The sequence below is a fragment of the Streptomyces sp. NPDC088707 genome, from assembly GCF_044752725.1.
In the GTDB taxonomy this organism is placed as follows: Bacteria; Actinomycetota; Actinomycetes; order Streptomycetales; family Streptomycetaceae; genus Streptomyces.
Map to the genome: position 1 here is coordinate 237,559 of NZ_JBIVLV010000013.1, position 13,549 is coordinate 251,107.

Consider the following 13,549-nt stretch of genomic DNA (forward strand, 5'->3'; position numbering starts at 1 on the left):
CATGGCACGGAGCGCCAACGGCCCGCGCCCGGGATACGGGCCGGAGCACGAACAGTTCCGGCAGACCTGCCGCGAGTTCCTGAACCGCGAGGTCGTCCCGCACCACGCCCGCTGGGAACGGGAGGGCATCGTCGACCGCTCGGTGTGGCGGGCCGCGGGCCGGGCCGGGCTCCTCGGCATCGGCGTCGACCCGGCGTACGGCGGAGGCGGCGAGCCGGACTACCGCTACCCGGCGGTGTTCCAGCGGGAGATCATGTGGGCCCGGGCCACCGCGCCCGGCTTCGTGGCGCACAACGACGTCATCGCCACGTACCTCGCCGATCGGACCACCGAGGACCAGCGCAAGCGCTGGCTGCCCGGACTGTGCGCGGGCGAGCTGATCGCGGCCATCGCGATGAGCGAGCCGGACGCCGGCTCCGACGTCGCCGACATCCGTACGACCGCGGTACGGGACGGGGACGCGTACGTCCTCAACGGGCAGAAGACCTTCATCACCAACGGCGAGAACGCCGACGTCGTCGTGGTCGCGGCGAAGACCGCCCCCGAGCGCGGCGCCCAGGGCATCAGCCTGCTGGTGGTGGAGCGCGGCACGCCCGGCCTGACCCGCGGCCGGCGCATGGAGAAGCTCGGCTGGCACGCCAGCGACACCTGCGAGCTGTTCTTCGACGACTGCCGGGTACCGGCCGGGAACCTGATCGGCAAGGAGAACGCCGGCCTCGCCTACATGATGGCCGGACTGCCCCGGGAGCGGCTCAGCATCGCGACCGTGGCGGTGGGAGCGGCGGAACGGATGCTCGCCGACACGCTGGAGTACGCGAAGACACGCGAGGCCTTCGGCCGGCCGATCGGCACCTTCCAGCACAACCGCTTCCAGCTGGCGACGATGGACACGGAACTGACGATCGCCCAGGTCTTCCTCGACCACTGCATCACGGAACTGGACGCGGGCCGCCTGTCGGTGACGGACGCCGCGAAGGTGAAGTGGTGGACGACCGAACTCCAGGTGGACATCGCCAACCGGTGCCTCCAGATCCACGGCGGTTTCGGCTACCTCAAGGAGAGCGCGATCTCCCGCGAGTGGGTCAACAGCCGGGTGCAGACCATCTACGGCGGGACGACGGAGGTGATGAAGGAACTGATCGGCCGCTCGCTGGGCCTGTGAGACAGGTCCTCCGAGGCAAGGCCTGCACTTCAAGGCCTGCACCTCAAGGTCTCCACCGCATGGCCTGCACCTCAAGGCCTCGGCCCGCAAGACCCGCCCCGTCCGCCGCGCGCCCCACCCCCCGGCGCGCGACGGGCGGGGCGCTCGCGTGAGGGCACGCCTTCGGGGGATCGGATCGACGTCCGAAAACAGCACCTCTCTTTGCAAATTCCGGAACGAGTGCATGTAATGACGGACGTGGAGCAGCCCTCGTCCATCGCCCAGGCCCTGTCCGCCGTCGGTCCCCGACTGAAGCGCTTGCGTACCGCCCGCGGTGTCACCCTCGCCGCTCTGTCGGAGGTCACCGGCATCTCCAAGAGCACGCTCTCGCGCCTGGAGGCCGGCCAGCGCCGCCCCAGCCTGGAACTGCTGCTGCCCATCGCCCAGGCCCACCAGGTCCCGATCGACGAACTGGTCGGCGCCCCCGACGTGGGCGACCCGAGGGTCCGGCTCAAGCCACACGCGGTGAACGGCAACACGGTGCTGCCGCTGACCCGGCAGCCGGGACCGCTGCAGAGCTACAAGATGGTCCTCCCGGCGAGCCGCGACACCCCGGAGCTGTGCACCCACGAGGGATACGAGTGGCTGTACGTGCTCTCCGGCCGGCTCCGGCTCGTCCTGGCCGACCACGACATCGTCCTGGACCCGGGCGAGGTGGCCGAGTTCGACACCCGGCTGCCGCACTGGTTCGGCAGCACGGGGCAGGGCTCGGTCGAGGTGCTCAGCCTCTTCGGACGCCAGGGCGAGCGCATGCACATCCGCGCCAGGCCGACAGGCCGAACGCCCGCCTCCGGCGGCTGAGCCGGAGACGGGCGAGGAGGGGGAGGCGGCGCGGGGAGGGACGCCGAAGGGGAGGATCAGGCGGCGGGAACGGCCCCTTCGTTCCGGGAGGTCCGATGGGCGAGAAGATCCCGCTGGACCTCCTCGTCCACGAGGTCGTGGTTGAGCGCGAACGCGGCCGCGGCTCCCATGCCGGCCGCGGTGACGGCCTGGGCCCGCGAGTCCACCACGTTGCCGACGGCCCAGAGGCCGGGGCGACTGGTGCGCCCGGCGCGGTCGGTGACCAGCCAGCCCTGCTCGTCGCGCTCGCAGCCGAGCCCGTCGAAGGCGGAGTCGTTCGGGCTCATCTTCGGGAAGAGGAAGACCCCGGCGCAGTCGACGGTGCGCCCGTCGGTGAGCTCGACGGCGTGCAGGCTCCCGTCCTTGCTGAGCAGGGTGGCCACGGAGCCCTCGATGACCTCGACCCCGCGGGCGTCCATGAGCTCACGCTCGTCGTCACTCAGCGGCCGGTCGTGGGAGACGTACACGACGTCGTGCGACCACTGCCGCAGCAGCAGCGCCTGCCCGGCGGAGGCCGGATGGACCCCCAGCACGACGATCCGCTGGTCGCGCACCTCGTAACCGTGGCAGTAGGGGCAGAAATGCACGTCGCCACCCCACAGTGCCCGCACTCCGGGGATCTCGGGCAGCTGGTCGCGCAGCCCGGTGGCGAGCACGACGTGCCGCGCGTCGAGCGAGGCACCCCCGTCGAGCCGCACGACGAAGCCCCCCTCGTCCCGCGCCTCGACCTGGTCGACGCGCCCCTCGACCCGCACGGCTCCGTACCGCGCGATCTCGGCCCGCCCGGTCTCGAGCACGGTCAGCGGCGACACTCCGTCGCGGGAGAGAAAGCTGTGCATATGAGCCGAGGGAGCGTTACGGGGCTCCCCGGCGTCGACGACGGCGACACTGCGCCGCGCCCGCGCAAGCACGAGCGCGGCATTGAGCCCACCCGCCCCGCCGCCTATGACGATCACGTCGTACGAGGTCCGAACAGTGTCTTCCTTGTGGGCGCCGGTCATGGCGATCACCTCCGCCGCCAGGGTGCGGCCCACCCGAGACCAGAACAATCTTTGTTGCCGTTTCCGGGACGCGGGGCGCGGCGTCCTCGTACCCGGCCGGCGGCCGCGCGTGCCGGGCCGGGTCCCGTCGTCGGACTCCGGTCCGTGGCGCCGACCAGGGGGCGCGGTGAGGGGAGCGTGACCTCGGGCGCGCCCTCCCCACCGCGAACGCCTGCGGTCACTCGCCCCACTTCATGTAGATGACCGGGGGCTCGCGGCCCGGCAGCTGGCGCAGCGGGGCCATGTCGAGGCCGAAGACCTCGCGCAGGGCGGTGGTCTCCCCCGGCCACTTGGGGTGGGCCAGCTCGTCGAAGGCCAGGATGCTGCCCTTGGTCAGGTGCGGCTTGATGGCCAGCAGGAGCTCCTTCGTCGGCTGGTAGAGGTCCAGGTCGAAGTAGGCCATCGCGATGACCGTCTCCGGGTTCTCCTCCAGGTAGCGCGGGACCGTCTCGCGGACGTCGCCCTGGACGACGAAGGAGCGCTGGGTGTGCCCGAAGGGTTCGGTGGCCTCGTGGGCGGCCAGCACCTCACGCAGGTGGTCGACCTCGCCGTCCGGGGTGGCGAAGCGGCCCGGTACGGCGCTGGTGCTGACCTTGTCGACGTCCTTGATGTCGTCGGGGAAGCCGGTGAAGGTGTCGAAGCCGACGATGCGGCGCAGCGAGTTGTAGGGCTCGTAGATGCTGCGCAGGGCCGTGAGCGTCGCCAGGTGACGGCCGTGGAGCACGCCGAACTCCATGATGGTGCCGGGCACTTCGGGCAGCATGCGGTACAGCGCGTCCATGGAGAGCAGGTCGGCGAGCTGCTGGCGGCGCAGGTACACCGGCAGGTTGTCGATCAGGTACTCCGGCGGGATCGGCGTGTCGACGAGGAGCTTGGTCAGGCGCTCGCGGGCGTCCCGGTCCTGCGCCGACTCGTGCGGGACGATCCGCGGGTCGGTGTACGTGTTCTCGCTCATGGGGTGTGTTTCCCTTCGCTTCGTTTCGGGTGCGTGAGGTTCAGGAGAGCCAGCAGTCCGGGGCGGGACCGCCCCGGCCCACGGGAGGGAAGAGCTCGTCGAGCCGGTACGTGAGCGACTCGGGCAGGGGTTGTTCGAGGGCCTGGAGCGCGCCGTCGACGTGGGCCCGCGTGCGGGGACCGATCACCGCCGCGGTCACGCCGGGGCGCGCGAGCGTCCAGGCCATGCCGACGACGGCGGGGTCGAGGCCGTGTTCGGCGCAGAGCCGCTCGTAGGCGTGGATGGTGTCGTGCTGCTCGGCGAGGGCCTGGGCCGCGCGGCCCTGGGCGGACTTGACGGCCGAGCCCGTGCGCTGTTTGGCGAGTACGCCGCCCAGGAGGCCGCCGTGCAGCGGGGACCAGACGAGGAGGCCGAGTCCGTGGGCCCGGGCCGCGGGGATGACCTCGAGTTCCGCGTAGCGGCTGACCAGGTTGTAGACGCACTGCTCCGAGGCCAGGCCCAGGGTGTTCCTGCGCTGGGCGGCCGCCTGGGCGGTCGCGATGTCCCAGCCGGCGAAGTTGGACGACCCCACGTAGCGGACCTTTCCCTGGGTCACCAGCAGGTCCATCGCCTGCCACACCTCGTCCCAGTGCACCGAGCGGTCGATGTGGTGCATCTGGTAGAGGTCGATCCAGTCCGTCCCCAGGCGCCTGAGCGACGCCTCGCACGCCGCGACGATGTTCCGGGCGGACAGTCCGCCGTCGTTGATCCCGTCGCCCATCGGGTCGCCCACCTTGGTGGCCAGGACCACGCGGTCGCGACGGCCCGGGTCCTTGTCGAGCCAGCGGCCTATGACCTCCTCGGTGTGGCCCTTGTGGACGCGCCAGCCGTAGGTGTTGGCCGTGTCCAGCAGGTTGACGCCCCGGTCGAGGGCGTGGTCCATGAGGTCGTGCGCCTCTTCCTCCTCGACCCGGCCGCCGAAGTTGACGGTGCCGAGCGCCAGGCGGCTGACGCGCAGGCCGGTGCGGCCCAGCTGGGTGTGCATCACGTGTCCTGCCCTCCGTGCGGCGTGGCGGCGACCGCGGACGCGGCGGTCTCGGTGTCGCTGATGCGGTCTGCGATGTCGCGGGCCCCGATGACGGCCAGCGCGACGCTGGTGAGGGTGGGGTTGCAGGCCGTACGCGTGGGGATGACGCCGTTGCCCGCGACGTAGAGGTTGTCGACGCCCCACACCCGGCAGGCGGGGTCGCAGACGCTGGTGCCGTCGTCCTCCGCGCCCATGCGCACGGTGCCCTGGTAGTGCAGGGAACTGCCCGAGGGCAGGACCCAGGCCCGCTCGCCCTCGGCGGGGCTGCCGAGGACCTTGCTCAGCCGCAGCGCCTCCTGTTCGGCCTCCGCGAGCGTCGCGCGGTCCTCGCCGTCGAGGGTGTGGTGGATCGTCATGGCGGGCATGCCTGCCCAGTCCCGTTCGGTCTCGCTGAACTCGAGCCGGTTCTCGGGCCGCGGGCGCTGTGAGGTGAACAGGTGTACCGCGACCAGCGGTGCGTCCGCCTCCCGGGGCCGTGCGCCGTTCGCCACGGTGGCGGGGTCGATCCGGGTCAGCATGGCGTGGAAGGGGTAACGCCGGCCCTCGTACGGGATCCAGGTGACCCCGCCGGGCGCTTCCCTCTCGCTCGCGGCCGCGGCGTACCCGTGGACCTCGGTGAGGACCGAGACCTGCGGGTGCTCGTTGAGGTAGCGGCCGAGCGCCGGGGGGCGCACCCCCGAGGCGAACAGCAGTTGCGGGGTGCGCAGCGGGTCGGCCGCCACCACGACGTAGTCGGCGCCGACGACGTGGCGGGTTCCGGTGCTCCGGTCGCGCAGGCGCACTCCGACGGCCCGGCCGTCACGCACCAGCACCTGCTCGCACAGGGTGTTCGCGCGCAGCTCGACCCGGCCGCCCGGGCCCATGGGGATGTCCCCGAGGATGACGTCCGTACCGTGGCGCAGCAGTTCGCCGCCGACTCGGGTGGCGGCCAGCGGCATGGGCCGCACCGTGCGGTCGGGGGCACGCCCCTCGTCGAGATCGCGGCCCAGCAGCTGGCGCACGTACGCGGCGAAGGAGGAGTCGTCGCACTGGGTGCTGTCCACTCCGAGCAGGTGCTCCGCGGTCGTGTACGCCTCGTCGAGCGCGGCGCGGGGCAGGCAGTCGACGCGCTCGTCCTCACCCGCGCGCGGTGCGGCGCCGAACCACAGGGTGCCCATGCCACCCACGCCGCAGATCTCCTGGGCGGCGGGCAGGCCGTCGGCCGTGAGGTCGCCGGAGCCGACGGCGAACATGCCCGGCCTGTCGACGAGGGCACGCGCGCGCTCCCGCGGGCTCTGGTTGTGCGCGACGGCCGACGCGGCGGCCGTCGCGTACGGACGCTGGTGGGGGCCCTGGGCGGCGACGCGGGCGCGCTGCTGTTCCCCGGTGTCGGTGATCGTGGTCAGGTGCCGGCCGGGCGGGTCGGTGAGCACGGGGCCCGCCTCGACGAGCAGGACGCGTGCCGTGGGGTGCGCCGCGTGGATCTGGTGGGCGTACGTCGCGCCCGCCGGTCCGCTGCCGACGACGACCACGTCGACGGCGGCCGGGACGTCGCCGGCGCCTTCGGCCGCCGCCTGGGCCAGGTGTGTGGACATGCTGTTCCTCCCTCGGAGCTCGGGTCGGCGGGTCACAGGGACCGGGCGACGATGACGCGCTGGATCTGGTTGGTGCCCTCGATGATCTGGAGCAGCTTCGCCTCGCGCATCCACCGTTCGACCGGGTGGTCCTCGACGTAGCCGTAGGCACCGAGCGCCTGGACGGCGTCCGTCGTGACCCGCATCGCGGTGTCGGTGGCGAAGAGCTTCGCGCGGGCCGCGGCGGCGGTGACCGCCGACGGGCTCGCACCGGAGTCCAGCGTGCGCGCCGCCTCGCGCACCAGGGCGCGGGCCGCGGCGATCTGCGTGGACATGTCCGCGAGCAGGAACGACAGTCCCTGGAAGTCGATGACCGGCCGGCCGAACTGGTGCCGGGTCTTCGCGTACGCGACGGCGTGCTCCATGGCCGCGGAGGCGAGGCCCACCGCGCAGGCGGCGATGCCGAGCCTGCCCCGGTCGAAGAGTCCGGAGGCGATCAGGAACCCCTTGCCGGGCCGGCCGATCATCCGGTCCGCCCCGACCTCGGCGCCGTCGAACACCACCGAGGCGGTGGGCGAGGAGCGCACGCCCATCTTCTTCTCCGCGCGCTGCACTTCGAGGCCGGGGGTGGCGGCGTCGGCGAGAAGCAGCGACAGGCCTCGCACGCCCGGGCCTCCGGTGCGGCAGAAGACGTTGTAGAAGTCGGCCTGTCCGGCATGGCTGGTCCACGCCTTGGTGCCGTCGACGGTGTAGGTGCCGTCCTGCTCGCTCCGCCGGGCCGTGCTGGAGATGGCCCCGATGTCGGAGCCCGCCTCGGCCTCGGAGATGCAGTTCGCGCCGAGCTGCTCACCGCCGAGCATGCCGGGCAGCCAGCGCTCGCGCTGGGCCTCGGTGCCGAACGCGGCCAGCGGGTAGCACGCGAGGGCGTGGATGTTGACCGACTGGGCGACCGCGAGCCATCGCCTGGCCAGGATCTCCAGGACGTGCACGTGCGTTTCGTGGCTCTGGCCGCCGCCACCGTGTTCGGCGGGGTACGGCAGGCCCAGGAGTCCGGCCCGGCCGAGGGTGCGCAGGATGTCGCGCGGGAACCGCGAGGCGGCCTCGAACTCGTCCGCGTGGGGGGCGAGTTCCCTGTCGGCCAGGGTCTCGGTCAGCGCCAGCAGGTCGCGGACGACCTCGTCCTGTTCCGTCGGCAGGTGCCTCGGGAGGCTTTCCGTGAGGGGCAGGGCTGTCATCGTGACGTCGGTCCATCTTCCGGTGGGTGGGTGCGGGGTGCGGGCGCCCGGTGGGGTGCGAGCAGGGCCAGGGTGAGCGTGGCCGGGGGCTGTGGCCGGTCGTCGTACGCGACACAGACGGCGGCGCCGTGCAGCGGGTGCAGCACCCGCCAGCGCAGGCCCCGCCGGCTTCCGCTGTCGGCCAGCAGCGGCCCCGGGTGCGGGGCGGGCAGGTTGATCGGTGTGGTCCCGGTGGCTTTGGCGCAGGCCTCGTGGATCGCCCAGCGCCTGGCGACCGCGACGGCCTGCCGCTCGGCGGGCAGGGCGGCCAGCTCGCGCTGCTGCGCCGGTGAGCAGCAGCGGCGCAGCAGCCCCGGGGTGGGCGGTACGGGGCCCTGGACGTCGATGCCCACCGTGCGGCCGCCGGCCACGGCGACGGCGATCGTCCCCTGGCTGTGCGAGACGCTGATGCCGGTGCCCGGCAGGTCCATCAGGACGGGCTTGCCGCGGTCGGTGGCTCCGATGCGGCAGGTCCGTGTCCAGCGTCCCAGGGAGCGTTCCAGCGCCCAGCGCAGCAGTGCGCGTCCGGCGGTGAACTCGTGTGCCCTGTGCGGCGCGTACCTGCGGGCCCGGCGCAGTTCCTCGGAGCTGAGCAGGTGGGCGTGGGCCACCGCCGCCGCCGCCGTGGCGCAGGCCACGAGGATGTCGTGGCGGCCGGGGCTCATCTCCACGTGGCGGCTTCGGGCCAGACGCGCCTGACGCGCCTGACCGCGTACTCCCAGTAGGAGCGCACCGACAGGTCCGCGTAGATGAAGTCCCGCTTCAGGGCGACGTCGTCGTCGGTGGCCCAGGTGTAGGGCACACCGCTCTGCTCCGCGAGCAGTTGCAGGCGGCAGGCCCGTTCGAGGACCTGGGCGAAGACCGCGGCGTGCCGCACGCTCTTGCCGACGATCACTCCGCCGTGGTTGCGCAGCAGCACGCCCTCGGCGTCGCCGAGGGCCTCGGCGATGGCGTCGCCCGTGGCCTGGTCCAGGACCGTGTTGCTGGTCCGGGTGAACAGGGCGAGGTTGTCGGTGAAGTGCGCGCCGTCGTGCGAGACGGGGCGCAGTTCGAGGTCGGTGGCGCCGAAGACGAGGGTGTGCGGGGCGTGGCTGTGCACGATGCCGTTGACGTCCGGGCGGGCCCGGTAGATCGCCTGGTGCAGGGGGAGTTCGGGCGGTGCGAGCGGGTCGACGGGGGCGTCGGGGTCGATGGACGCGGCCACTACCTGGCCGGGGGTGGCCTCGTCGAACCCGCAGAGTGCGTTCTTGATGAAGAAGGTGTCGGAGCCGGGTGTCCTGGCGGATATCTGGCCCTGGTTGAAGTCGTCGTGGCCGTCGAGCGAGAGCATGCGCGCGCCGGCGGCGATCTGGCCGGCCAGCCGGGCGGGCACCCGCGCGAGGGGGGCGCGGGAGGCCGGACGGGTTGCGGTGCCGGTGGTCACGGGGTGTCCTCCCGGTCGTCGTCGTCGGCGGTCCGGGCCGCCATGGTGGCCAGCAGGTCGTCGAAGACCTGGTGGATGGTGTACGTGCCGCCGCGGGCGTGTCCGGCGGCCCACTGCGCCGCTCCGATCGCACCGGCCGCGGCGGCGTCGAGCGAGTCCACCCGGTGGGTGAGCGTCAGGGTCTGCTCGGGCCAGGTGAGCCGGACCTCGTGGTCGCTGACCGCGGGGCCGCAGCGCAGCGAGGCGACGTCGGCGGCGGGCCTGCCGGTGTGCCGCAGCCACTGCCGGGCGAGCCGGGAGGCCGTGGTGCTCGGCCGGTGCCGCTTGGCGGCGGGGTGGCGCTCCAGGACGGCCGCCTCGGGGACCGCGCCGGTGATCCCCGCGCGGTCCATGGTGGTGACCACGTCGGCGACCAGGCGCAGGGCGCGGGTCTGGAGGTAGTTGCCCAGGGACAGGTTGGGGGCGAGGACGACGACGGTGCCGGCGGCCCGTTCCTCCAGCACCCGCAGGTGGTGCTCGTCGAGCCCGGAGACGCACTCCACGAGGGGGACGTCCAGGCGGGCGCTGAGGTCGGCGGCGTGCGCGACGGCCTCGGGCGCCGAGCAGTCGACGAGGACGCCGGGCGGGGGCACGGTGTCCCACTGCTCGGGGCGCCGCGGGTCGAGGAGGTGGGCGGTGAGTCCCTCCTCCGTGGCGAGCCGGTGCACGGCGCGGGCGAGGCGGCCCGTGCCGAAGACCCCGATGGCGGTCTCAGGCATCGACGGCCTGCTCTTCGCGCAGGTGGCGGCAGACCAGTTCGACCAGGGTCTCGATCGTCTCGAAGTGCTGGCTCTCCTCCTCGGGGTCGAGGTAGACGCCGAGCTCGTTCTCCACGGTGTCGATCATGCGGATGTAGGCCAGCGAGGAGTAGTTGACCTGCGGCAGCGACCAGTCGGCGGCCGCCAGTTCCTTCTCGGTCAGGTCGCCCTCCGCCGAGCTGAGCACAATGCGCACGAGGTGCGGGCGGATGTGGTCCGGGGAGGCCGTCATGGCTGCGTTCTCCTTGGGTGTGGTCACTGGAAGTCCTGCGGGGTGTCGAACAGGCGGCGCAGCTCGGCGGTGGCGGGCTTGCCGCTGGTGCCGCGGGGGATGCGGGGCACGATGCGTACGAGACTGGGCACCTTGTACGGGGCGAGGCGCTCGGCGACGTGCCGGCGCGGTGCGGCGGGGTCGAGGCCGGGGGCTCCGGCGAGTACCGCCGCGAGGGCGGCCGTGCCGTGCCGGTCGGTGATCTCCAGGACGACCGCGTCGTCCACTCCCGGTGCCCCGGCGAGGGCCGTGGAGACCTCCACCGCGTCGATCTTGCGACCGCCGATGTTGATGACCTGGCTGGTGCGCCCGGTCAGGACGAGGCTGCCGTCCCGCAGGTGCCCCACGTCGCCCGTACGGTAGAAGCCGTCGCGGTCGATCCGCCGCTCCAGTGCGCCGGGGGCGTTGAGGTAGCGGGTCCCCATGGACTGGCTCCTGACCGAGACGACGCCCGGCTCTCCGGCGGCGCCCGCGCGCAGTTCGACGCCGGGCAGCGGCTGCCCGAGGCCGGGGTCGGTGCGCGGGTCGGCGGCGTAGGTGAGCGGCCCGGCCTCGGCGATGCCGTAGTAGTTCTGCAGCGGCACGCCCGTGCTCTCCTCGAACAGCCGCTTCGTGCGGGGGTTCAGGGGTGCGGCGGACGAGATCGCCATGCGCAGTTCGGGCAGCCGTCCGGGGCCCGATCCGTTGCGCACCAGGGATTCGTACAGGGCGGGGAAGCCGATCAGGCGGGTCGCGCCGCTGTCGCGGAGGGTGCGGGTGACCGCTCCCGCGGTCGGCAGTCCGCTGCCCAGGCGCAGGCAGGCGCCGACGAGGAACGCGGAGAGCAGGGAGGTGTTGAACGCCAGGCCGTTGGAGAGCGAGGCGAAGCACAGGATGGTGTCCCGGCTCGAAAGACGGGTCCCCTCGGCCCAGTTGACGGCCGCGCGGTACACGGCGTCGCCACGGAACTCGATGCAGCTGGGACGGCCGGTGGAGCCGGAGGTGAAGCGGCAGACCTCCGTCTCCCGGTGCAGCTCGGGGCGGTCCGGCACCTCGGGGAAGCGGGTGACGTGCAGCGAGCCGAGAGCGGCGAGCCGGGTGCCGTGGCCGGGCACGGGGGTGGCTTCCTCGTGGACCAGCAGGTCGAGCCCGCAGTCGCGCTGGATGCCTTCGGTCTCCTGGGGCCCGGCGGCCCGGTCGATGAGGAAGGGGACGCAGCCTGCCCGCAGGGCGGCCAGGTACGCCACCACGTAGTCGGTGGAGTTGGCGGCCTGGATGCCGACGCGCGGCCGGTCGCGGCCGGTGAGCAGGGCGCCGAGCCCGGTCGCGTGCCGGTCCGCGGCCGCGTCGAGTTCGCGGTAGGTCAGGGCGGCGTGCCGGTCGGCGACGGCGGGTGCGTCGCCGTGCTCCCGCAGGGCGCAGGCGAGGATGTCGGTGAGCACGGCCGTCACCGCTGTCCGTGGGCGTGGGCGGGCTGGAGGCGGTCGACCTTGACCGTGGAGGTGCCGGGGGTGCCGAGCATGGCGACGTAGAGGACCTCGTCCTCGTCCGCGAGACCCGCCAGGGAGTGCCAGCGGCCCGCGTCGAAGCCACCGATGGTGGTGACCGCGGTGCCGGTCGCGGTGGCTCCGAGGTAGAGGAGGTGGGCCAGGGCGCCGGAGCGCAGCAGCGCTTCGTCGATGCCGCGCATGCCGCGTCGGAAGATGTCCTGGTGCCGTGCGTGGAAGACGACGGCGGCGCAGGTGTGGCGCAGTTGTTCCTGGCCCATGCAGATGCGCACGATGTCCTCGGCGGTCGCGTGGGTGGTGCCGGTGGGTTCGGCGGCGATCTCACCGCCGCCGAGGACCGGGTAGGCGCCGGGGGCGAGCCCGGTGACGCGGCGGGCGACCAGGGTGGCGCCGAAGCCGCCGGACGCGGGCAGGTCGGTGGCCAGCGCGGTCCCCAGGGCGGACAGGGCCTCCCGCAGGCGCGGCAGGGGGAGTTCGGCCTCGCCGAAGTCCCTCGCCGAACGTCGCCGGCGGGCGAGGTCCGCCAGCGCGCCGGAACCGGGCGGGAGTGCCTCGCCCTCGGGCTCCGGGCCGAGCAGGGGGCGCAGCAGAGGGGTGGAGGAGAATGCCGGCGGGCTCTGCAGGCGTGGCAGCAGACCGCGCCAACATCGCTCCTCGGAACCGTTGCCGGCGCGGGTCACCGGCGGGACGCCCCGCCAGTCCGTGCAGGTCCAGGCGGACACGGACGGCTGCCCGGCGTCGACGCGGTCGGCCACCAGCAGGACGCTGTGGGGGACGACGTGGTGCTCGTCCAGGCGCAGCAGGGAACCGAGGCGGCCGGTGGCCGCCCTGGTCAGCCACTGGGCACGCCGGTGGCTTCGGCCGGCCAGGCAGAGCAGGTGGGTGCCGAGGTGGGCGGCGTCCAGCTGGGCGTACAGATAGCCCCGGTCGTCGTACTTGCGGATGGACATCCACGGTCGTACGGCGATGAGGATCAGGAAGCAGTCGGGCGCGGGGAGGGCGAGCCCGCCGCGGGCCAGTGCGTCGGCGACCTTCTCCCCCTCGTGGAGCAGGCGGCAGCCGCGCCGGGTGACGTCCACCGAGAAGACCCGCGGCCCGCGGGGGCCGTCCGTGACGGCGTAGGTCTCGTACGGGTACAGCGCGCCGGCCGAGGGTGCGGAGGGGCCACCGTGGAGCGAGCCCTCGGCGGAGGTCTCGAGCAGGGCGAGCGCACCGTGCAACTCCTCGGGGAGGTCGATGCGCTGGGGTTCGGGGACGCCGTCGGGGACGGCGGCGAGGGACATCTGCTGCCAGAAGCGCAGGGCGTCGTCCACGGCCGCGTCGGCGGACCGGGGGCCGGGGCGGGCGGCCGCGTCCTTGTCGTCGGCGCTGTCGGCCTCGACGCGCCCGGTCGGCCGGCCTTCCATCACGGAGGCTTTGTCGTTCACCGGTTTCGCTTCTCCTTCCTGCCGAGGTGGGTTCGGCCTCGGCGTCCGAGCTGTCTCTTGCGAATGGGCCACCCCGCGTGGTGAATACGCAGAGTAATGAACGGAAGTCGATTCACCCATTCCCGGCAGCGACTTCAACCTTGCCAGAAGAGTTCCGTTCCGTGTAGACCATTTGGTGACCGATAACGGCCGTGACCGGCTCAGGACATGCAGGG

The 13,549-nt window shown here is 73.1% G+C and carries 13 protein-coding genes; 2 read left to right on the forward strand and 11 right to left on the reverse strand.

Annotated features, from left to right (window positions below; translation table 11 throughout):
• Position 1 precedes the first annotated feature (1 nt).
• Positions 2-1,162 (forward strand): acyl-CoA dehydrogenase family protein, encoded by a 1,161-nt coding sequence (locus tag ACIP84_RS32925; RefSeq protein ID WP_401802933.1) that lies wholly within the window; start codon positions 2-4, stop codon positions 1,160-1,162.
• A 228-nt stretch (positions 1,163-1,390) separates the two neighbouring features.
• Positions 1,391-2,002, forward strand: coding sequence for a helix-turn-helix domain-containing protein (locus tag ACIP84_RS32930; protein ID WP_401802936.1), 612 nt, complete (start codon positions 1,391-1,393; stop codon positions 2,000-2,002).
• Between the two features lie 56 nt (positions 2,003-2,058).
• Here ACIP84_RS32930 and ACIP84_RS32935 read toward each other — a convergent pair whose 3' ends face one another.
• The 11 genes from ACIP84_RS32935 to ACIP84_RS32985 form a co-directional block, all read right to left on the reverse strand.
• Positions 2,059-3,042 carry an NAD(P)/FAD-dependent oxidoreductase gene (locus ACIP84_RS32935; protein WP_401802939.1) on the reverse strand — a complete coding sequence of 328 codons (984 nt, stop codon included), beginning with the start codon at positions 3,040-3,042 and terminating at the stop codon, positions 2,059-2,061.
• A 217-nt stretch (positions 3,043-3,259) separates the two neighbouring features.
• The gene (locus tag ACIP84_RS32940; RefSeq protein WP_148005412.1) at positions 3,260-4,036 is read right to left on the reverse strand and encodes a class I SAM-dependent methyltransferase; all 777 of its coding nucleotides are present in this window, start codon (positions 4,034-4,036) and stop codon (positions 3,260-3,262) included.
• Positions 4,037-4,076: 40 nt separating this feature from the next.
• Complete coding sequence (locus ACIP84_RS32945) at positions 4,077-5,060, reverse strand: aldo/keto reductase (RefSeq protein WP_355965116.1); 984 nt, start codon at positions 5,058-5,060, stop codon at positions 4,077-4,079.
• On the reverse strand, positions 5,060-6,676 hold the full coding sequence (locus ACIP84_RS32950) for a GMC oxidoreductase (protein WP_401802942.1): 1,617 nt from the start codon (positions 6,674-6,676) through the stop codon (positions 5,060-5,062). The genes ACIP84_RS32945 and ACIP84_RS32950 overlap by 1 nt, the downstream gene beginning before the upstream one ends.
• 32 nt (positions 6,677-6,708) lie before the next feature.
• Complete coding sequence (locus tag ACIP84_RS32955) at positions 6,709-7,890, reverse strand: acyl-CoA dehydrogenase family protein (RefSeq protein WP_401802944.1); 1,182 nt, start codon at positions 7,888-7,890, stop codon at positions 6,709-6,711.
• Complete coding sequence (locus tag ACIP84_RS32960) at positions 7,887-8,594, reverse strand: 4'-phosphopantetheinyl transferase family protein (protein WP_401803008.1); 708 nt, start codon at positions 8,592-8,594, stop codon at positions 7,887-7,889. Before ACIP84_RS32960 ends, ACIP84_RS32955 begins: the two co-directional genes overlap by 4 nt.
• Positions 8,591-9,352, reverse strand: a complete 762-nt coding sequence (locus tag ACIP84_RS32965; protein WP_401802947.1) for a class II aldolase/adducin family protein — start codon at positions 9,350-9,352, stop codon at positions 8,591-8,593. Before ACIP84_RS32965 ends, ACIP84_RS32960 begins: the two co-directional genes overlap by 4 nt.
• The gene (locus ACIP84_RS32970; RefSeq protein WP_401802950.1) at positions 9,349-10,110 is read right to left on the reverse strand and encodes a dihydrodipicolinate reductase C-terminal domain-containing protein; all 762 of its coding nucleotides are present in this window, start codon (positions 10,108-10,110) and stop codon (positions 9,349-9,351) included. Before ACIP84_RS32970 ends, ACIP84_RS32965 begins: the two co-directional genes overlap by 4 nt.
• On the reverse strand, positions 10,103-10,381 hold the full coding sequence (locus ACIP84_RS32975; protein ID WP_355965107.1) for a hypothetical protein: 279 nt from the start codon (positions 10,379-10,381) through the stop codon (positions 10,103-10,105). The genes ACIP84_RS32970 and ACIP84_RS32975 overlap by 8 nt, the downstream gene beginning before the upstream one ends.
• A 23-nt stretch (positions 10,382-10,404) precedes the next feature.
• On the reverse strand, positions 10,405-11,841 hold the full coding sequence (locus tag ACIP84_RS32980; protein WP_401802953.1) for a class I adenylate-forming enzyme family protein: 1,437 nt from the start codon (positions 11,839-11,841) through the stop codon (positions 10,405-10,407).
• A gap of 5 nt (positions 11,842-11,846) precedes the next feature.
• Positions 11,847-13,334: a nitroreductase family protein gene (locus ACIP84_RS32985; protein ID WP_401802956.1), complete on the reverse strand. Its 1,488-nt coding sequence runs from the start codon at positions 13,332-13,334 to the stop codon at positions 11,847-11,849.
• Positions 13,335-13,549: the final 215 nt, after the last annotated feature.